This is a genomic window from Shewanella sp. MTB7, assembly GCF_027571385.1.
Classification (GTDB): Bacteria; Pseudomonadota; Gammaproteobacteria; order Enterobacterales; family Shewanellaceae; genus Shewanella.
Map to the genome: position 1 here is coordinate 3,639,885 of NZ_CP085636.1, position 20,637 is coordinate 3,660,521.

Below are 20,637 nucleotides of genomic sequence, written 5' to 3' on the forward strand. Positions count from 1 at the left end.
AGCATTTGCCTAAATTTTAGATCTGGTAGGGTTGGCTCTTCTCACTGTTCCATTCAACATTCAAAGCAAACGGCATCCAGGGAAAACGTAAATGGGTTAGTGGACTAATCTGTGACGACAAGAGAAGATCTCGTCCTTCCGGTTCGATACGCAGCAACCAGGCATTATCCTTTACACTCAACAAACCATGTCGCTGCAGAAAACTATCGCGAAATGTAGTAATGTCCATATCACCGAGTTTTTCCAATGCTGCTATGGCCTGCTTAATCGCGTTATCAGCGAGCGTTTTTGCTTCTAGAGGTAGATAACAATCTCCCCAAACCGGGTCGCTGCACTGTAATCCACACAACAACTTATTCAGATTCAAGCGCGATTCCGGCACCAATCTCTCCAAGTAATCAGTGGGCATCTCGGTATTTTCAATGACCTCTAACTCAATACTGAAGTCGTTGGAAAGAGACTCATCCTCAGTCTCCCCCCAAACCATGTAGTCTAGCAGATGTACTGCCTGCTGCTGGCAAGCTGCTGATACAAATCCATCACCCACAAGCCAATTAAGCTTGGTAAACAGTTCAGGCAGCGAGCCAAATAGCAAAAAGAGTCCAGCATTAGAGATCATCAGCACTTCACAAAGGTTTTCTGGGAATGCATCTATTGGCAGAATTTCGGGGCTAGCATTAAGCGTTGTGTGTTCAGAAGCCTTAATACTTGCGGCCACGGGACTTGAAATAACAGACTTATCCTGCTCTTCAAGCAAGTCAATGAGTTCTTCAAAACCTTGGTTGGCAAACACTTCACTCCGACTTGCGAGCGTTAAAATCTGCCCTCGCCAATTCAAAAAATCAGGTTGTTGCCGCCACTGTTCCAGTACCCCTTGAAAACTGGTCCTTGGGGTAGGTTGCAGGTTTAGCCAGTGGATAAATTGCTGCCAGGACTGCACGATAAAAGGCGATACGGACACGAGTTGTCCGTGATTGTCATGACTGGTGTTAGACCCATTACTGCGATTACCTAGCAGTTGATGACACACGTTAATGAACCGCAACATCTGCATGTTATGTTCGGTAGTTGATAGAATATCGATAAGCTTTGCTTGTCGACGCGCATCGAACTGCCAAGCAATACGGGACAGCACCTCAGGATAAGATTGCATCAACTGCAACAGCTCATCGGCATCTTCAGCCGTTAGCTGTCTCATCAAACGATTGACCTCATCGCCGCTATCATCTTGGCTCCACCAGGGAAGTTGACCGGTACGTAAAAACAGCAGCAAAGCTTCACCGTCACTAATATTATTCTCAGAGTCGGCCGTACCCGTCCCATCGGGTTCCGACTCAGTGATACGAGTCAACGATTCGGTTTGCCAATCATCATCCTGCTGCAACGACTCTTCATACCAAGCTTGCTCCATCAACTCTTGATCAAACTCATCGTCACTGTCTCGATGGCTTTCCCAATCATCAATACCAGATCGCGAATGTTGCTCGTTTTCCCAACCATTCGCGGGTGGCCGCCTTCCCCCATCTGTAGTATTAGTGGGCCTTTCTCCTTTAGCTGGAGAGATACTTGCTAGACCCATCTGCTTAGACTGACGTAAAGCTGTTTCCAGCTTATCAGGCAGATCCCTCAACAATTTGTCCCTGTCCAAGTAATCCTTAAACTGGCCTAAATCCAACTCAAGCTTATCGATTCTGACGATTTCATCATCACTGGACAACGCAGAAAATTGCTTATCCAATAACGTCTTAATCTGATTTCGGCACAGATCACTGAATTGATTTTGTAGCTCATGGGCATAAGCTTTGTCGTTGGTTTCTATCACCACTTTCAGCCGTTGAATTTTATGTTTTTTAGGCGATGTTTCATCGCGATGTATGCTCATACTGATACCTATCTGTGCAGTGCTACAACAAAAAGGCTAACAGCTCATTGGCAGACTTATCCCGCAGTGCCAACTCAAGCTCCGACTCACCAGCAGGATCAGTTAAAAATGCAGTGTAACTTTGCAGCCATTGCTGATGCACAGAGTCAAACACCGCTTGTTGATCTTCATCCAACCAACGAACATGCAAGGTAATATGGGCGGGCGTTTCAGCTCTGGCCAAGGTTTCAACGCCAAGACGAAATCCCGCCTGCTGGTATCTCGCCTTATCCCCCTGAAACACTAAAGATACCTGCATAGCATAAGGATTCTGTATCTGTCTGCCGCGCATCCACTTGAGGGTGAATTCAGTATTAATAGCATCAGAATCTGGGTTGAGTCCCAGATCCAGCGCCATTTCAAAATGATCGGCATCTATACGGGTGATGCTATAGGCCCCTGCATACACGCTCTCCTGGTCACCGGGAAAGTCGAACAGGCTGACAATATCGCCACTCAATAACCCATGAGAACTGGCCTCAACAACTGGGTAGAAGTAACCATCTTTACGCAATTGAGCAAACAGTTTTCCACTGTGGTAAGGCGCTGGAATTTCACTGTCGCTGTTGGGATAGAGCAAACTATGCTCAACTAAAATAGGCAAAGGTTCATCAGGGTTGTTCCCATCCAGGCCCAATTTTGCCTGCAGTCGCCGCTCCAAACCTGCGCCCTCATCAATACCAGAGCCCTCTTGAGGCAGATAGTTCCGGCCAAGTAATCGATCATGCCCAAGCCTAGCCAGTTGCTGTAAACAAAGGTATTTTCTATCGAGGTAGCTTCTGAAACTCTCAGATGCAAAACTGAAACCCAGTAAACTCTGATCACTGAAGCTTTCTCCTAGTCGAGAAAACAGGTGATCCAATAGACGATTTTCTCGCTCGGTATGTTGCTCAGTGAGATTGTTAGTCAGCTCCGATTGCACCAAAGTGTTAATCTGCTGCCAATAATCATCTGCGGTCAACAAAGCTTGATCCTGAGCGCTGAACTGCCCAGCCTGATAGCTGGTTTGAGGCCTAGCTTTGCTGCCCAGCAGAGCACCACTATCCGCCAGTTGCTGATGATAATTAGCGATCAATTGATCAAACAGCATCAAGTAACCCTGTAGCTGTTTCACTCTGGCCAACCTCTCTGTGCCCACAGAATTGGGTAATATGTTTTCACCCAAACCATACACCACAGGGAACTCCTGTTGCACGGATTGATAAGACAGATCCTGACGTTCACCGGTCGGTAAGGGAATATCTCGCCATTTTTGCTGAACTTTTTGACTGGCTCTTTGAGCTTCAAGCACCTCAAGACGGCTAATAACCAAAGCACTGTCGATAGGACAAACAGCATTGTTCTTATAACAGTCGATAAATCCGGTCACTTTCGGAGGGGCATTAGGATCAATGTCATCAACTGACAGAATCGGCTCTAGCCTTGCGACTCTGCCACTGGATATCGGCAACACCCAATCGCGCCAATCATCATCTCTGGGATTTGCAAAATTAGAGATCTGTAGACTGAACACATGTTGTACCGCCTCAAAGTCTAAGATAATGCGAATAATATCCGAAACCCTTAATTCATTGCGCAGTTGTAACTGATTAAGATCAATCTCATCGAAGTAGCCATTTTCCAGTATTGGTCCTTGATAAATATCACCGCTTGTACGGCCTTTTTTTACCAATTGTTCAAGACTCTGCGCCTTGAGTGGAGGATTAATATAATCCGAAATCGCCCTATGAATATCGATCAGTGTTTGTTCAACATCGGCCCCCTGCCTTAAACTAATACCACCATTAAGTTTGATAAATTCCGGCTCAAGCAGTATCACTTCCTGCCACTGCTCACACAAATTACGCTGAGACTTCAAACGTGACAGTAGCCTTGATGAGAGTGTCTTCTTCTGTTCAACATCAAGTCCGTGATTTTCTACCAATTCCACAAGCGCTCGATAACGCCCAGGAAGCGTCACTTGAACATCACTGACCAGCTCGTCAAAGGTGTAGCGCTTTTGGTGGTCGTCCCAATATAGGGTTCGATCCAAAAGGCGCACCGGCTCCACCAGTACATTGGCTACTAAAGGGTGATCTAATATCAGTCTACGGCGATCATTTAGGCTCACTGCTGCGGTAGTCAACACTTCATTGGCGGAAAAAAACTGCGGTTTTAGCGATACTGGTTTAACAAAATTAAGGGCCACTGTATCGGAACTGCCAGCCACATCCCCATCGCTGACCAAGAGATCTGTCAAGGGCAGATTAATTTTCTCCGCTAGTTGCTGAAACTTAACAATCAGCTGCTCAAGAATGGTGATACCGGGATCTGACACACTCAAATCTGTCCAGCTATTGGGAGCCAGCTCACGGATATCCGCCAACGCCTGTTCACGCAAAGGCGCAAACTCAGGCGCAATGCTACTGTAAGGGTTTGTCATAGATTCAACCTGAAGGTGAGTTGTAGTTTGAAATAATATTTATTTAAAAGACATTAAAGTATCATCGGTAACTACCTGAATAATATATAATCATGTGCGAATGCTTATTATGTTTATATCGGAATGGTTTTTATAAAATAAAAAATAATATCACGAATACAAAAGGGGATGTTAACGGCATGTCAGTATGAACGTCTTCAACATTAACAACGTAAAGTATTAAATGTTACTTTGTAATATACACTTACCCTATCTCCTTCATAATAAAACTCAATGCATAATATGGCGGTCTGTTTTCGTGGGCTTCCTCAGCATTTCCCTTACTATTATTATTGGTCGTAAAGCTATGCGAATGACTACTCCCACTTGATGAAATTTGCCCAGTAGAGCTATCTGGCGCGTGATGATTTCTATCAGCAATAACATGATGCACACCATCATTATCATCATTATCAGCCTTATATTCCTCATTTCCTGTATGTTGATGAGAGCCATCAGTATTAGTACTACCGCTATGGCTATGGGCGGGAACTCCTGATTCATTAGACGTTAATTGAACAGAGCTTTCACCACCTCTTGCATGTAACCCATAGGTATCTCCCACACTAACTATAAACCTGTCTTTTAAATCCGGAGTCCCATTACTCCCATCACATAATGCCCACCCCTGTGGTATCGAATTACCAGACCACATAATAATACTGCCTCTAGGCAACATCTGATGAACGGCAAACTTAGTTAATAGGGTATCTTGCTGAGGATTAGTTTCATCAAACAGATCATTAGACACTTGACTCACACTATCTGAATCATTCAGCTGAATGGCGGCATTAATCTGTAACGGTTGAGCCGTTCCTGAATTTAATTTACCAGGAATTTCAACCGTATCGCCGGCAGCATCTCCCAGTTTAATAGATTGTCCATTAGCACCTACGGTCGATTTAATATCTATTTCTTGCTCAACGGTGAGCTTACCCTTGACATAAATATTGCCATCAATTCGTGTATTCTCTGTCACATTAAGGCTTTTGGTGATCTGCATATCACCAAAAAACTTACTACCTGATTTCACTTCAAAAAAAGGTTCACTGGCACTGGCATGACCATTAAAGGTCACAGCCCCGGCATCATTGACATGCAGCCAGCTTTTAGCGCTGGTTTCGTTTACCAGATTAAAATCACCGTTCACGTACAATGCAGCGTCTTCAAGGCTACTTCCAGAGCTGCCATCTTTCAGCGAATGGACATAGATATTGCCAGCATTACTGATACGGGTCGGGCTATTATCATCACTGGTATCTTCGATATACAGGGTATCCCCAGTAGCAGCCCCTTGATGCAGATGCAACTTAGCTTGGGGCTTACTAGTTCCTAATCCTAGATTGCCGCTGCCAGACTCCAGAAACAGATGGCTCTTACCAGCAGAGTCAGCCAAATTAAAGCCTGAGTCAGTTGCAGACATCAACCCCACGCGCCAATTGTGCGTATCGTCATCATAAAGATCCAATACACTCAAACTGCTACCATTGCCTTTGATCCGCAGTGGTAAATGAGGCTCTGTGGGCTTAAATATGCCGTCGTCGATGGCATTAAAACCAGAATCAATCAAATCAGCATAATCAAGCGCAGTTGGCTGGGCACCAGTACGATACTTTTGTTTCAGTTCTCGGCGATTTTTAACAGTCATGATTTATTCCATTTTAAAAATAAAGGCAATGAGAAAAGAGGGGAAATAAAACAGATGCATTTAATTAGAATTAATAGTCAACTTAAATTGTCTACTAGAAATCATCCTCCCACTCAGTAAAAAACTAACCCGTCGTTTTCATAATGTAGCTCAACGCATAATAGGGAGGGCGGTTTTCATGGGACTGAGAGGCATTTTGTTTACTTATGTTTATGTTTATAGAGTGACTGTGTTCTCCCGCATATCCTGTGTATTTTGATCTGCCATATTGGCCGGTCCCATCACCATCTGCATAATCCCCTGAATCTGAGTTTTCGTTAATATATACATCGGTATATGAGTGATCATGCCGACCAGTACTATTAGTTGAGCCAGAAATAGAGTGAGCAGGCATTCCCGACTGCTCGGCAGTCAAGGTAACAGTACTTACACCTCCCGTTGCACCAAGGTTATAATCATCCCCAGCCCCAACTATAAATCGATTTTTAAGATTCGGTGTCGTCACCCCATTATGAGTGCCACCATCACACAACCCCCATCCCAAGGGCACAGTATTACCCGACCACATAATAATACTGCCCTTGGGTAGCATCTTATGAATGGCTAATTCGGTAAGCAAACTATTGGTGCTAGTGCCATTCCCCAACGCATTGGAAATAGTGCTAACGGTTTGACTGCTGCCTAATTGCAATGAACCCGTAATTTTTAATCCATCATTGATTTCCAGTGGTTGTGCAGTTCCCGAATTCAGTTTCCCGGGCAGTTCAACCTGATCGCCACTGCTGTCACCCAATTTGATCGTTTGGCCATTGGCACCAACAGTGGCCTTGATCTCCATCTCCTTTTCTACCGTCAACTTTCCTTTAACCAGCAGGTCGCCATCAAGTTGAGTATGACCACTGACAATAAACCCCTGGGTAACTTCCATATCCCCAACAAACTTGCTAGCGCAATTCACCTGAAAAAATGGCGCATTGCCAACAGCCTCGCCGTTAACACTCATGACGCCTTTTTTATTCACATGCAAGTAGCTCTTGTCACTGGTTTCATCCACCAAATGGAAATCACCATTCACATAAAGGGAAGCATCTTTAAGAGGGCCACCATCTTCACCATCCTTAAGAGATGAGATATAGAAATGACCCGCATTACTGATGCGAGTGGGGGTTAAATCTGCTGCGGAATCCTGCACATAGAGCGCATCCCCCAAAGCAGCACTTTGATTAATGTGCAGTTTTGCCTTAGGTTTAGTCGACCCTAAGCTTAAGTTACCTGAGCCTGACTCCATAAATAGGTGACTACTACCAGCCGCATCGGCAATATTAAAGCCTGAATCGATACCCGACATGAGTCCAAATCGCCAGTTGTGGGTAGCGTCATCATAAAGGTCCAATACACTCAAGCTGCTGCCATTTCCTTTGATCCGCAAAGGCAGATGAGGCTCTATGGGTTTAAATATGCCATCATCGACGGCGTTAAAACCGGAATCAATCAGATCAGCATAATCCTGGGCGGTTGGCTGAGCACCAGTGCGGTATTTTTGTTTCAGTTCACGACGATTTTTTACAGTCATTGGGCTGCCTTTATTAAAAGATGATCAGTATTAAGGTCAATTGAAGGTTGTAGAGAACAGAAGTATAAATAGGTGAAAGTTGACGTGATTAAATCAACGTAATTAAGTCAGTGCGAACATTACTGCACAATATTATCTAGGCCAATCACCATGTAACCCACGCCCATGTAATCTTCCGGCGCAAAATGTTCACTGGCGATAATGTCAACTCTATGGCTAGTGTCTGACACCAGCAAGGCATCAGGTCGTTGAACCTGAATAGATTTACCCTCCACTTCCTGAAACACTTGCCGCTCCTCTTCAGAGCCGGGAAACAGCGTCACTCGTTTGAAACATTTCAGGGCGGCGACATAATCCACATAGGGCTGACGTTCGAGATGGTTTATCACCTCAGAAAAATGCAATCTATTGCCAAACTGCAGCGGTGTAGCCTCTGCATCAGCCCAAGGGGTCAGCAAACGCTTTATCTGTTTGACCACTTCAGCACTGAATATTCCTGGGCCAAACCCCGGATTAAAACGCACCGCGACTCTGAATTTCAACTGTTGAAAAACCGGATTTTTAACCTTTATATTCACCTCTGGCGGCGCAACTTCACTCAGGCTTTGGCGGATCTGCTCCAGCAAATCAACTGATGCAGCAGGCTCAAGTACCGCATCGAGTTGCTGTTGACTGAGCTCAGGTATCACCATCATGGAGATCTGATTCAACGGCGCTTTGGGCACTTCACCACTGGTCAAACATTTAACTTGTCTTAGCTGTGGAAAACGACTTAAGGTCAATCTTTCATAATCCCAAAAGTTAACCGCCCGGTTTCTGTGTCTCAATCGCTCACTGGCATCACGGTTATACTCTTTGTCGTTGGCCGAAGCTAAACCACCAAAAGAATCATAAACCTGACTCACCGATGAAATAGCACTATTGGACTGCGCTAAGCTGGATACTGTACCGGCGGGCAATATCGCGCTACTGCCAGCACTTATCGGACTGGTTCTTCGTGCGGCTACCGTTTGGGTTTTAATCGCCAGTATTTTTGCTGCCGCATCGGCATTGTTTTTCACCTGCACCGCCAGCCAATGGTGCTCACCGGGCAGAAGCGGGCCATCTAAGGTTGCATCAGCTGGCAACCTCACCCTGATAAGGCCTGAAAAACTCATTGACTTGGTCGTGTCATGAAGCAGATTTTCAGCTGGCAACGACGCCAGCCCAGTTTGATTACGGTAATACCAGTGCAATCTCGGGGTATCCAAATTAGGTTCCCCTGAGCCGGTCTGTACTTGCACCAGAATGGATATTTCATCATTGGGACGGGCATCTTTCAACCCAAGATAGAGATACCCCTCTTCATCAAATCTCGGCACCAAACGCACACCATCCTGAGGACGATTAGGATCCAATACCTTATTCAGATTAACCCCGCCAAAAGGGTGTAAATGAGCCAGAAATGCATGTTCATCTTGCTCATTCAATGACGGTGCAATGATTTCACTGGCCTGATAATCCACAGTAAATAGCTTCACTTTAGGAGTATAAGGCTCATTAATCAGCGGCAATTCAGCACCTTCACTTTGAGCGGTTTCCAAGCCCAACTTTCGCAGTACATGGGGATAGAGCTTGTGCTGAAAATCTGGAGACTGTAGAGATAACTTAAAATAGCGCTCACTCTCTAACGGAGAAGCAGGTGGCGTGCGTGAGTAATCAGGTAAAAAATCATAAGCACTGTGTTTAAACCCTTGCTCAATACGAATATGACTGGTGTCTTCCGCATCAGTATTAAACAACAGCTTATCTTTGTTTTGATCTATCCAGGCCCGTTGATTAAACATCTCCATGCCGACCTGAAACGCCGAGTTAGTCAAACTAGGCACCTGAGCAGGGTAAGCAGAACGATACGCTTGATAATGGTTATTCAAGCTCTCTGGCAGATCCACCCACTGCATATTCAGTGAGATATTATCCAGCTGTTTGCGAGCTAATTCGTAGTGACTAAAATAGAGCGCAGAACCAATATAGGGCTGCGAACCAAAAGGTTCAAATGGCTGGCCGACCGCCAGTGTAGAATCATCATTTGCCAACTGCAGATTGGTGAGCCCTTTTACTTCAACATTGAGGGTGACATTGTGCAGACGGATATCTTTAAGGTATTCATAGGCCATATCGATGGCACCATTGGCACTACTACTATCAATCACACTGGCAAGTTGTACCCTCAACACCGCTTCAGTGGGAGCAAAACCCGGTATCGCTTCACTTTTTGCAGCGGGCGTGACCGACGCTTGTGTCGAGTCCAATTTAATATCAAAGATAAATCCAGGAAAGGTGTTAAATTTCTTAACTCGAAGATCAATACCTGAACCTGTTTCAGTCGGTAAAGCGTCCAGTAACGCTTGATGATAAGGTTTGTCAGGATCGGTTTCATCTTTGTCATCAGCTGCATCGACTAAGTGCCTGATCTTAAAACTCAGGCCATTGGGAAAACGGATCAGACGATCGATATCCCGACTATTGAATGTCACGCCGCCGTCGACGGCTTCACCAAGCAGACGCTGATGATCTAACTTACCCAGCACATCTGACTCTTTAAACGCCAGTGAAGTAAAACGATAGTGATTTTGACCACTGCTATTGCCATTTAAGCCCGTCATGACCACTGCAGGCATATAGCCTAGTGAGGTCACTTTGGCTTTACGGCCCTCTTCGGTCAGCTGAGTCACCAGTAATACCAAACCTGAGTTCAGCACCAGATAATCCCCTTGCTCGATCACCTCCGGTGCACTACCGAAGCCTTCATCCTCAGTTTGCAGTGACACCTGCTGTTTACTCGCCGCATAAGTTAACGTGGTTAAACTGGTCGCTTCCTGCACAAAGTCCAGTTGTGGTAAACGCAAGGTTCGCTCGTTCGATAACCCCTCTACCTGGCTTAAATACTTAAGCCGAAGTTGCTGGACGCCCGCGAGGGTATCATTACCAAACCCCACCACCTGCCAAATTGAGCCGTCAGTAAATATCAGGTACTCACCAAACCTGACATCGTGGACATCACTTAAGGCGACCACCAAACTCAGTTGGTCAGCATTGTAGGCCGCGATAAGGTCGTTACCTATGTTTGCTACAGCAAAATCAACGGTTTCAGCATTGGCCTGAGTATTCAAAGTCTGCCAGCCATCTGCGCCACTGAGTTGCAGCTGAAAATGCAGCTTGTTACAAGATTTGGCCAACAACAGGTCATCCATTGGAAAATCTTTTTGCTTACAAGCAATTTCTAGATGAACATGCCGTTCACCTTCCTCCATATGCAGCAAAGAGGAAACGACCGCCAAACCTGGCCCATAGTAGTTTTCCGGGGCTTGATGGTTATCTGCCACTCCAAACGCGGCAACACCGCCATCAAGCTTAACATCAGTATTAGGCAACATATTGCGGATATCCCAACGCCCCACTCGAGGCAGTTGCTTACTGCGTCCTTGCATCTCCAAGCGTTGAAACTTTTTGAAAAAACGAAACCAGGAGGTTTGCACATCTTGATTTGGGTCTAAAATCTGCCGCAGTTGCATCTCATATAATGCTGCAGACGCTTCATGCATACCATAGACAAACAGAAAGTCGGCCACGCTCATGCCCAGAGAACCGATGTAACGGCCAGCGAGTTTATACTTGTCGGTCTCTTTTTTACTGGCATCACTGAGTTGCTCATACAGAGACTCAAGATCGTCTGTGGTTGATGGCATTGCTGGTAAGCGATCGCCGGGCAAGGGTTGGCCAAACACATATTCAAACAGAGTGTGTAATCTGCCCTTCTCACCTCGGGCTGAAGATCGATAAATCTCTACTAATTGTTGCATCTCCTTGCGCTGCCAGCGAAGGTTAAAGGCGGTTTCTATCTTGTCTGTGGCCGTAATCCATTGAGATTCATCGGGGTGCGGTCTAGCCGAATCTTCCGCTTGGGCATACACTGCCATCACATCATTAAACTCATCTACAGCCGCAAAACCCAATACCACTTCAATGTAATTTTTATATTCCAGCTGCTCAGGTGAGCCTTCAACTGCCGGCGGAGTATTACTGCTCCAAGCCTGATATTTTTCCAGAAAATCAGCAATATCAACTCGGCTATCAAAATAACGTCCTAAGGGATAGGCAGGCAGTTGATCGCCCTGAAAGTACTGCCCCAACGCCCAACGCATAATCACTTCAAAGCCGTTTTGATACAGTTGACGCATCTGATTAAGGCTTTGATATTCGCGGCTCACTCGCAAGGTGTTAATCTGGCTTATCTGGGCTCTGTTCAGTTGATAGTTATCATCCAACGCATACTGAACTGGTAACCCTTGATTGTCAGAGCCACCAGAAAACAGGGTGCCTTGTGTTAACGTCGTGCCATCGGTACCATCGGCAACGGCGCAAGTCAGATGCACCGAGTCCGGCTTACCGGTTGAAGGCGACAACTGCAACACTTGACGATAATAAAAATCCAGATGGCGTTGGGTCAGTTGATTAAACTGGCTGCGTATCATCTGACTCATGCGCAAAAAGATATACACCAGCACTCGTTGCGGCTGACTTAACTGCCCAAGACGATCAAGCTGCGCCCTTTGCTCGCTATTACTGCCCAGTTTATCGACTGCAAAAGACTCTGGCGCATCCAGATAGGCGAGCATGTCAGCAGAGTCTGACTCAAACAAGCCACTCCAATCTCCCTCAACCTCGTTGTCCTGATTGAAAAAGCGAATATGGGAGGCCAACTTTTGCATCAAAGCCAACTGTTGCTCAACCGAGCGCTCCTCCACTGATACGTATTCAGCACTGAGTTCAGCAGCCAAACGTTCATACTCTTGGGTACCATTGCGAGCAATGGCGAGGGATGATTTCATAGTGACGTGATCCGAAGGTTAATTAGGATAAATAGAAAATTAGCGGGTGTTCAAGCCATCTGGATATGCATAAAACTGGGTTTTAAAAAGAAACTGGCATTAGGGTTAGGTACTTCTTTTACCGGATGCGGACTGCCACTGGCGGGATCTACTGCCGGCAGATCAACCGTGAATTTGGCACCAAAGGTTTGTCCCTTAAGCACAAACTTTTTCTTGTCATTACCAACCGCATTACTGGCATAGGTGAGTGTGCCAGTGTCTAGGGTAATAGTGCCAAAGCCAGTCAAAAATTGATTACTGTTATACACCACACCGATTTTTTTGAGCTTATCAACATCATCTTTGATGCAGACCTGCTGTCCATCAACCAACATAGGACCAGTGCCCTTAAGGGACAGAATCACTGGTTTAGTTAATTGTAATCCAGGAAAGTCCGTGGGTTTGATATGGATCTCATCACTGGTTTGAATAAGGGTATCTAGCATATAAAGTCTGCCCCAGATAAATAATGGGTCGATATCAATGATTGAGAATCATGATGTGAGCTTACAGGGGATAATGTAGAACGCTTTCAAATAGCTGATTTAGCCTTCAGCAATACCGAAGCAATACCGAAGTAAAAGGCTTAAAACTCTACCGGTAAGCTGGAATGAATATTTAATGGGATCTGAGTCACCGCCCCTTCTCCCTCTTTGTTACTGTATTCCACCTGCACTATCAGTTTGCCATCCACCTGTGGATCCGGTGCCACCTGAATATCATGGATCCCAATGCGAGGCTCATAACTAGAAATGGAACTGTCTATGGTTTGCTCCGCCTCTTCGAGTAGCTCATAGGAGAGACTGTCGAAAGCCAAACTACTCAAGTCACAACCATAACCCGCTTGTTGATTACGCTCCCCCGGTTGAGTGGCCAGCATGATCTTCATGCATTTGGCTAAATTTCCCAAGCCTGAATGCATGCGGCTAACCCGTGTATCACGTTCAAACACTGGTGGAAACGACCAGCCAATATCCTGGCTCATAATAGACTCCTATATTGTTCAAATAACTTATTCTGGCTCAGAAGGTTTAGGCGCTTTATTGTGTTTATCAACACTCAGCTCATCGGTAAATATCTGTATTTTTTTAGCTGACAGGGTTAATGTATCTGTGTTGCCATCATAAGTTAAGTATATTTTACGATTACCATATTCATCACCCAATTGAAGAAAAAAAGAATCTTTAATGCCATCCTTACTTGTATCTTCATTAAAATTCGCATAATTTGACATAATTTCACCAGCGTTCCATGGAGAAAGTATTAAACAATCCCATACATAGTTTTAACACCTATACTATTTTAAAAAAATAATTTAATATCATTAACTTTAATAACATTTAACTCAGCACTTTCATCACCTTCACCATCACCAAGGTTTCCTTCTTTCTTATTCTCTTCATCTTTTAATTCTCTCTCTCTTGCTTTCTTTTCTTCAGCTCTCTTTTTTGATTCATCTAATTGTGCTCCTACATCTTGTTCTGTCAATGCAAGTCTTCCAATAACAACAGCACTGTCAGGGCTGCTATTCACAAACATCAATACGACTAAATCATCATTATTAAAGACTGTTATTTCACTACCATGAGTAAAAATTGATTGATTACTCTGCTTAGGTATTAAACTTAAAATCCTAGCCTTAATAGCCTGTTCAGAATCTGGCTCAATTGAGACTAGCACTGAGGACTCTATCACACCATCTTTCTTGTTTGACTCTTTAACAGTTGCTAACTGAATCCCATTCACCCCAGGCATCATCGCAAAAGCTTCGGGATATTGTACGTCTGGATAGCGTTGATTATGGAACAGATGATCCACTCCCCAGCCGATTTCGGTATACCAACCATTAAGATTAATCTCATGCTCTATACGGGTAATACGAGAAAAATGACTTAACTCATCTTCCTTCTTTTTACCTATATCAATCCCGACTTGTTTGTAATCTTTAAACGCTTCACCAATAAATAACTTCCGTCCTAAATAGAGTACTATTCCTTTATTGTTTTTTTCTTCATTTTTAGCCTTATCAAGCTCATCATACCTATCCCCGGTATCGACCATGCCATGGTTTATATACTTAATATTACCTTGATTAAAACCATACTTAGATTTAAACAACTTGGCCTTCACCAACTGTTTGTCCTTTATATACTGCTGTGACCGCAATGACATTGGTAAATAATCAGACTCTTGATTCTGCATTTCAAACTTGGCATCGCTTAGTGCCTTAGGAAGAAATCTTGTTAAGTTATTATAATTAGGTTCCTTACGCTTAATATCTTTATATGTTACTTCATCCCCAAAATGTATATCTCCATACAAACCCGCACGATTTTCATCTGAATAAACCTCTATCATGCTACTATTATTGTTTACACCTAAAACTGCAATTTTACTGCTCGATAATTTTTTATCAAACTTAATGTCAGATACGTCAATTTCTGTTCCAATGTTAAAATAATATGCGACAGACTTATCATTAACATTAGCGTTCAACTCTTTTGATAATTGGTTACTAATAGTCGGCTTACCCTCATCCTCACCAAAAAACTTAATAACAGAACTAGCTTTTTCATTAACGATAACCCAACGACTGTGAAGGTCTGCCATTGATATAAGAAAGTCCCAGTCACTGCAGTTATATTGATAGAGACTTTTAAGTTTTTCACCTTTTTCGTTATTGCTGTGAACCTCCGTTCTTATCTTGTTAACCAAGGCATTGGCAGGACCATATTTCAGTGTCACTATAACTAGTTTTAACGACTCATCCATCTTAAGTTTAATGCCAGTTACAGAGCCATTAAATGTAAGTTTAGATTTCCCCTGTTTAGCCTCAATGCTTATTGCAGTTCCCAAGCTTACAAACTCATTTTTGAATTGTGATTTGCTATCGATAAAAGTAATTTCAGCAGATGGTATTTTATTTATTTCTCGATGAATTTTTACTCTCTCCACCGGGATATTTGTATTTTTTTCGCGACCATCTATTTTTATTTTTAACGTTAATTTAGCCACCTTCTGAAACCTCATCGGTTGAATCTTCACGGAAAATACAATCTAGCTCAGCACGCAATGGAGTCCCATTAGAATGGAATTGAGTATAGTTTACGTCGACACTTTCCAAATACACCGGATATACATTTTGTCTTCTTGACGTATTATCAGGGCGAATAAACAACTGTCCCCAAATAATACCTAGAAATAAATGCGATTTTTCTTCCCCATCTTTTATAATCTCTTGTGTTGTCAGGTTTAAGAAACGTTCTACTCCTTCAGCAACTGTTCCATTAGCTCTATCTTTAAATAATTTATCAACCTCATCTTTAGTTACGTCTTCTGATAAAACTTTTCCATCATGAAAGTAAGTTTCTGTAACTTCTCCAATATTATTTATCACTGATACAATGTTATCTTTACTAGTTTTTAGACGACCATCCGTGAAATAAGCATTTCTAACTTTATAAGTATTCCTGCTGGAAAAATGAAAAGTACTTGAGTCGGTAAGTATCAATTTAAATTTTATTCTTTCAGGTTGCGACGCACCTATTGTCAAACTGGCGCCAGCACTATTTAATCCGGTTTCACCTACAAGCTCATTACGATATTCAACAACTAAATTAGCGGGGTTAATCTGAGAACGAAATCCTAGGCCTCTAATACGCTGAGTTCGTTTTGCATCTTTGTAAGCTCTGATCTCCAGCTGGCGGGATAATACACTTGAAATAACTCCTATACCTGTCGAAGCTAACGCTAATGGCATTATTTATCTCTCCCTTTGTTGATGTATCAACTGTTGAATTTGATAATGGTTCAAGCCATTTATTTTCAGTTTTTCAGTATGAACAACTGATTTTTTTTTTACATTCTTATTCACCACTGCTTTTAATACCAACTCTCTTATTTCAAGCATTATGACTCCAAACTATTCTAAATACGTAAAGGGTGCATTCGACTGTACGCAAACTCCATCTTCTCCATGGAGATATTATTGTCATCTGACCACAGATCTGAATTAGACCAGTCCACCGGATAAGCATCGCGGAATAACCAAGCTGCGAGGGGGTACTTTTTAGGATGCTGTAGAGTAACTAACACCTCTCCAGGTATCATCTGGAATAGGCTCATTGCCAAATTAAATTCAAGAGTTAATGGAGATCCAAAAAAAAGGCCCCTCTCTAATACCAGGTTGCCATGAACAACCCGGCTTGGTAGTTGCAACATCTCAGTATTAACACCACCAGCACGGATATCATCTGTTTCTATTTTGCTTTCCAAACCTGAGACTCTATGGAATCTAAAGTCGAGAGGATTGACACCAAGCAAACCACCACCTGCGGCGGCAAATCCTTTCCCAGCACTGTCCTGTGCAATACCTACAGATACAGCAGATCCTATGGTGCTCCCCACGGTAGTTGCCGTACTTAATCCCGCAACTATACCTAATAAAATTTGGTAATAACTACCGAGTTCACTGGTGCTTGCCAGAGCGTACATTTTTGTAATTTTCACTGGGTTGATATATCCAGGAAAAATTGTAACCTCAAAATAACAACCAGTTGGAGGTGCTTCATTTATTGATATTTGACTATCACCAAAAGCATGACCTAAATACGGCATATGAACTCCTTATATTTCCCCTGGAATATCAACATTAAACTGAGCTATTCTATGAGTAGTTATTCCATCAGCCACAAATGTCAACTCAGCTTTGTTTTTCCCTCGGTAAGGATTTCTTTTTATATTTGCCAATATTGGAATTGCACCTTTTAACTCAATAAAATTCACAAATCTGGAAGCTTGTTTATATTTTCCTTTTTTATTATCCATACCATCTTCTTCATCAAGTAAGGCATAGACAGTCAAATCAAACTTATCGACAGTGGTTCCACCATTTATCGTCTCCGCCCATTGGAATATACTGGTTTCCTCTGGAGAAACAGTCTTATTTGTACCATCCTCATGAGTTAATGGACTAGGATCTTTATAGCTTTTTACAATTGTTATATCACCAATACTCTTATTCTTCACCGAAAACCTTCTACGTCCAATAAAAGGCTTATGTTCAGTGTCATCTTTTCCTCCGCCCATCTCCAATGTTTTACTGAATATCATTTTAACCGGATTGGTTGCACCTTTTACATAAGCCAGATTACCGGTTCCCTCAGTATAAAGACCGACACCAAGATCGGCCTGCATACTGACGATATTATCAAACCGAAAACTTAATCCGTCGTCATTTCCATACACCAACAAATAGTTGTTGCGCAAAAAAGTTTGCTGTTGAAAAGCCATATTCAATCTCTACGTCAATGGAAAAATATGCCGGGTTTCCCCGGCGTTAATGGCCTAAGGGAATTCCACTTCCAGATCTTCGGCGATCAGTTCAATCTTCTCTACCGCGATACTGTTCTCTTCGATATTCCACTCAGGGGCATGCAGTGCTACTGGGAAAGCACGTTTTATCTTCCATATCACTGCAGGTTCATCGGTTTTCTGAGCATTATTGTACAAGGTGATAAGCAGTTCTTTTTTATCCAGATTGCCTTCACGGATCTGCTTGAACCAGGCATATAAACCTTTAAGTCCCTTACCTACGCCACGCTCTAGGGTCAAGGTCACAGGTTCGATATCACCGGCGATATTTTCAATGGCACCATATTGGTTTACGCTGCGAGCAGTATTGAGACGCAGGTTAAGGCCATACACTTTTTTGCACACAATGGGAGAATCTTCGCCTTCCAGCGGCTCGACAAATTCCACACTGTAATTAGAGGCAAGTAATGCCATAGTTTCACTCCAATCAAATAAAAGGCCTTTTACCACCCGATATCCATCAGTGCTGTTGCCTAACGGTTAAGTTTTCACTCTATATCTTTATCTAGAATGCTCTATCTAGAACACTCTCAAAGAGATGATATTAGGAGCAGAGATGCTTACACATTAACCGGGAACATGGCGCTAAATAGATATCTTGAACAAGCTGACAATCAAGATGGTAAAAGGCAAAACGGGGCTTCCGTAAACACGGGACAATATCAATATAGGCTAGGCCCTGAATTGACTCTTCTAGGTCTAGTTATCTTGTACATAGTGGGTAAAGTTGATCACAATAAATTCCGCCGGACGACTCGCTCTTAGGCCGACATCTATTTTCATTCTGCCTTCGAGAATATCCTGTTCGTTCATGGTGATACCTTTTCCCACCCGCACAAAGAAAGCTTGCTCTTTGGTTTCTCCGACTAGGCCGCCAGCCTGCCAGAGATCTTCTAGATAACTTTCCATCATGGCGCGAACTTTAAGCCAAGTGATCGGAGTGTTGGGCTGGAATACCGCAAAGCCAGTTGCCTTTTGCAAGGATGCTTTGACCATATTGAACAGGCGACGAACGTTGACATAGCGCCACTCATTGTCGTTACCTGCCAGAGTACGGGCGCCCCATACCAGATTGCCTTTACCGGTAAAGTTACGGATAACGTTAATCGACTTACCTGCATTGACATCTACATTGAGGTTTTCCTGCTCGCGGTTATTCAAGCGACGCAAAGGCTCTATCACAGAGGCAATACCGGTGTTTGCCGGCGCTTGCCACACACCAAACGTGCTGTCGATATTGGCATAAATACCCGCAATACCCGTTGAGGGCGGTAGCACCATACGCTTGAGTTTTAGCTCTGCGAGGATGTCGTTATACAGCGCGCCTTTATCGAACTTGATATCTTTAAGCTTGATTTCTGAAGTCGCAAATTCAAGAACGGTTTCTGCCTGTTCAGTCACTGCAGTCGTGCCATTGCCCATCGCCTTGATAGTGAACAACTGTTTCTCTTTGACCTTATCCCACCCCTTCATCAGCTCCTTTATGGTCAGGGTCTCGCCCTTGATTTTTATCTCAAGGCTCGCCGAAGTGTCTGGCGTGGTTTGCGGCGTTAAAGTAAATTCAGTTGTTGCGTGGCCTTTGCTTACCATCACCTTGGCATTGCTGCTCTCAGGCCCATGGTAGAACACCCCAAGACCATTAGCATCTTGAATAGATCGCCCTTCGTGATACACCATACTTTGCACAGCAAAGGGGGTTAATAATGCATCACCGCCACCTTGAATCGCGACGTTAAAGCCTTTACGTTCAGCTTTAATTACCTTTTTCCAAAGCTTAATTGCATCGGCAGGTGTAATACCTTCAGCATCTTTGGGAATCGTCAACGTCAACTTGGTGTCAGTGGCACTGTAACTGGCCGCTACACCGTCCGCAGTGGCATTGATCACTTCTACTTGAGGGATAACACTGTCATCACCCTGGAAATAGAAGGCAACACCATTGGGATTGGCAATGTACTGAGCAATATCGTCGTCATAACCGAGTAGCCTAACTGACTCATCGGTAAAGGCATGGGTTAATGTGGTACGCACGTCGGGGTAATATGCAGCCCCGTACTGGAGGTTGTTGTTACCAATACTTTCACGGAATGCAGTTGCAGCATCTTCAATGCTATATGTATTGCCATCTCTGTCTTGATTGAGCACATCAAGAATACAGAAACGATTATCCATACTGGCACACTGCAGTAATGATTGTTGAATAAGATCATGGTAATCATCGGGATCTAAATTAACCGCATCTGTCAGGCAGATAAGCGTCGGTACGTCTGTTTTTTCAAGCGTCCTTAGTGCAGCTTCAAATTTCGCTTTATCAAAAGTATCTTCATAGGTACCCAGCGAAATAACATAGCTGACACCACCGCCGTTTTTATAGAAAAACTCCATGCAGGGAGACAACATATAACTGGTTTTTGGCGTTTGAATATCCAGGATCTCATAACCTTTCACTTTGACCGTATAAGCTGGATCCAAATAAGCTGCGCCAAACTCTTCCCTGTATTCAAGCATCGAACCCACTCTAACCAACTGAGGTAGACCGTCTGCATCCAACTCCTGTGTTTTTTCGGTATAACCGATAAATACAGGGATGGCTGTTGCGACTTCAGCGACCGAAGGTGCTAGCGTCGGTGTTTCCTTGGTATAAACACCTGGGGTTTTTAATTGTGCCATTAATTTTCCTCTTTAACTTTCTCTTTTTGAATCCAATCTGAGCATCAAAAACAATAATGCTAATAGTGTTATGGAATAGAC

Annotated in this window: 15 protein-coding genes; all 15 read right to left on the bottom strand. The window is 43.6% G+C overall.

Features of this window, described 5'->3' with window-relative positions; all coding sequences use genetic code 11:
- Positions 1-16: 16 nt before the first annotated feature.
- On the bottom strand, positions 17-1,882 hold the full coding sequence (locus tag HWQ47_RS15685; RefSeq protein ID WP_269967005.1) for a contractile injection system tape measure protein: 1,866 nt from the start codon (positions 1,880-1,882) through the stop codon (positions 17-19).
- 22 nt (positions 1,883-1,904) lie between these two features.
- Complete coding sequence (locus HWQ47_RS15690; RefSeq protein ID WP_269967006.1) at positions 1,905-4,343, bottom strand: hypothetical protein; 2,439 nt, start codon at positions 4,341-4,343, stop codon at positions 1,905-1,907.
- A 244-nt stretch (positions 4,344-4,587) separates the two neighbouring features.
- Positions 4,588-6,030 (bottom strand): tail fiber protein, encoded by a 1,443-nt coding sequence (locus HWQ47_RS15695; protein WP_269967007.1) that lies wholly within the window; start codon positions 6,028-6,030, stop codon positions 4,588-4,590.
- A 124-nt stretch (positions 6,031-6,154) separates the two neighbouring features.
- On the bottom strand, positions 6,155-7,603 hold the full coding sequence (locus HWQ47_RS15700) for a tail fiber protein (protein ID WP_269967008.1): 1,449 nt from the start codon (positions 7,601-7,603) through the stop codon (positions 6,155-6,157).
- A gap of 119 nt (positions 7,604-7,722) precedes the next feature.
- Positions 7,723-12,474, bottom strand: coding sequence for a hypothetical protein (locus HWQ47_RS15705; protein WP_269967009.1), 4,752 nt, complete (start codon positions 12,472-12,474; stop codon positions 7,723-7,725).
- A 50-nt stretch (positions 12,475-12,524) separates the two neighbouring features.
- Positions 12,525-12,959: a hypothetical protein gene (locus HWQ47_RS15710; RefSeq protein WP_269967010.1), complete on the bottom strand. Its 435-nt coding sequence runs from the start codon at positions 12,957-12,959 to the stop codon at positions 12,525-12,527.
- 140 nt (positions 12,960-13,099) lie between these two features.
- Entirely contained in the window at positions 13,100-13,498 is a 399-nt protein-coding gene (locus tag HWQ47_RS15715; protein ID WP_269967011.1) for a GPW/gp25 family protein, read from the bottom strand.
- 27 nt (positions 13,499-13,525) lie between these two features.
- Positions 13,526-13,747, bottom strand: a complete 222-nt coding sequence (locus tag HWQ47_RS15720; RefSeq protein WP_269967012.1) for a hypothetical protein — start codon at positions 13,745-13,747, stop codon at positions 13,526-13,528.
- Between the two features lie 68 nt (positions 13,748-13,815).
- Positions 13,816-15,528, bottom strand: a complete 1,713-nt coding sequence (locus tag HWQ47_RS15725; protein ID WP_269967013.1) for a hypothetical protein — start codon at positions 15,526-15,528, stop codon at positions 13,816-13,818.
- Positions 15,521-16,273, bottom strand: a complete 753-nt coding sequence (locus HWQ47_RS15730; protein ID WP_269967014.1) for a CIS tube protein — start codon at positions 16,271-16,273, stop codon at positions 15,521-15,523. The genes HWQ47_RS15725 and HWQ47_RS15730 overlap by 8 nt, the downstream gene beginning before the upstream one ends.
- Before the next feature lie 3 nt (positions 16,274-16,276).
- Positions 16,277-16,423 (bottom strand): hypothetical protein, encoded by a 147-nt coding sequence (locus HWQ47_RS15735; protein ID WP_269967015.1) that lies wholly within the window; start codon positions 16,421-16,423, stop codon positions 16,277-16,279.
- 17 nt (positions 16,424-16,440) lie between these two features.
- Positions 16,441-17,130: a phage tail protein gene (locus HWQ47_RS15740; RefSeq protein WP_269967016.1), complete on the bottom strand. Its 690-nt coding sequence runs from the start codon at positions 17,128-17,130 to the stop codon at positions 16,441-16,443.
- A 9-nt stretch (positions 17,131-17,139) separates the two neighbouring features.
- Positions 17,140-17,805, bottom strand: coding sequence for a hypothetical protein (locus HWQ47_RS15745; protein ID WP_269967017.1), 666 nt, complete (start codon positions 17,803-17,805; stop codon positions 17,140-17,142).
- A gap of 54 nt (positions 17,806-17,859) precedes the next feature.
- Complete coding sequence (locus tag HWQ47_RS15750; protein WP_269967018.1) at positions 17,860-18,300, bottom strand: phage tail protein; 441 nt, start codon at positions 18,298-18,300, stop codon at positions 17,860-17,862.
- A gap of 285 nt (positions 18,301-18,585) precedes the next feature.
- Positions 18,586-20,556: a phage tail sheath C-terminal domain-containing protein gene (locus HWQ47_RS15755; protein WP_269967019.1), complete on the bottom strand. Its 1,971-nt coding sequence runs from the start codon at positions 20,554-20,556 to the stop codon at positions 18,586-18,588.
- Positions 20,557-20,637 lie beyond the last annotated feature (81 nt).

Coding starts and splice junctions, on each gene's coding strand:
- HWQ47_RS15745 (WP_269967017.1), bottom strand. CDS start 17,805: ATGGCTTTTCAACAGCAAACTTTTTTGCGCAACAACTATTTGTTGGTG.
- HWQ47_RS15705 (WP_269967009.1), bottom strand. CDS start 12,474: ATGAAATCATCCCTCGCCATTGCTCGCAATGGTACCCAAGAGTATGAA.
- HWQ47_RS15750 (WP_269967018.1), bottom strand. CDS start 18,300: ATGGCATTACTTGCCTCTAATTACAGTGTGGAATTTGTCGAGCCGCTG.
- HWQ47_RS15755 (WP_269967019.1), bottom strand. CDS start 20,556: ATGGCACAATTAAAAACCCCAGGTGTTTATACCAAGGAAACACCGACG.
- HWQ47_RS15735 (WP_269967015.1), bottom strand. CDS start 16,423: ATGCTTGAAATAAGAGAGTTGGTATTAAAAGCAGTGGTGAATAAGAAT.
- HWQ47_RS15710 (WP_269967010.1), bottom strand. CDS start 12,959: ATGCTAGATACCCTTATTCAAACCAGTGATGAGATCCATATCAAACCC.
- HWQ47_RS15720 (WP_269967012.1), bottom strand. CDS start 13,747: ATGTCAAATTATGCGAATTTTAATGAAGATACAAGTAAGGATGGCATT.
- HWQ47_RS15730 (WP_269967014.1), bottom strand. CDS start 16,273: ATGCCATTAGCGTTAGCTTCGACAGGTATAGGAGTTATTTCAAGTGTA.
- HWQ47_RS15685 (WP_269967005.1), bottom strand. CDS start 1,882: ATGAGCATACATCGCGATGAAACATCGCCTAAAAAACATAAAATTCAA.
- HWQ47_RS15740 (WP_269967016.1), bottom strand. CDS start 17,130: ATGCCGTATTTAGGTCATGCTTTTGGTGATAGTCAAATATCAATAAAT.
- HWQ47_RS15715 (WP_269967011.1), bottom strand. CDS start 13,498: ATGAGCCAGGATATTGGCTGGTCGTTTCCACCAGTGTTTGAACGTGAT.
- HWQ47_RS15700 (WP_269967008.1), bottom strand. CDS start 7,603: ATGACTGTAAAAAATCGTCGTGAACTGAAACAAAAATACCGCACTGGT.
- HWQ47_RS15695 (WP_269967007.1), bottom strand. CDS start 6,030: ATGACTGTTAAAAATCGCCGAGAACTGAAACAAAAGTATCGTACTGGT.
- HWQ47_RS15690 (WP_269967006.1), bottom strand. CDS start 4,343: ATGACAAACCCTTACAGTAGCATTGCGCCTGAGTTTGCGCCTTTGCGT.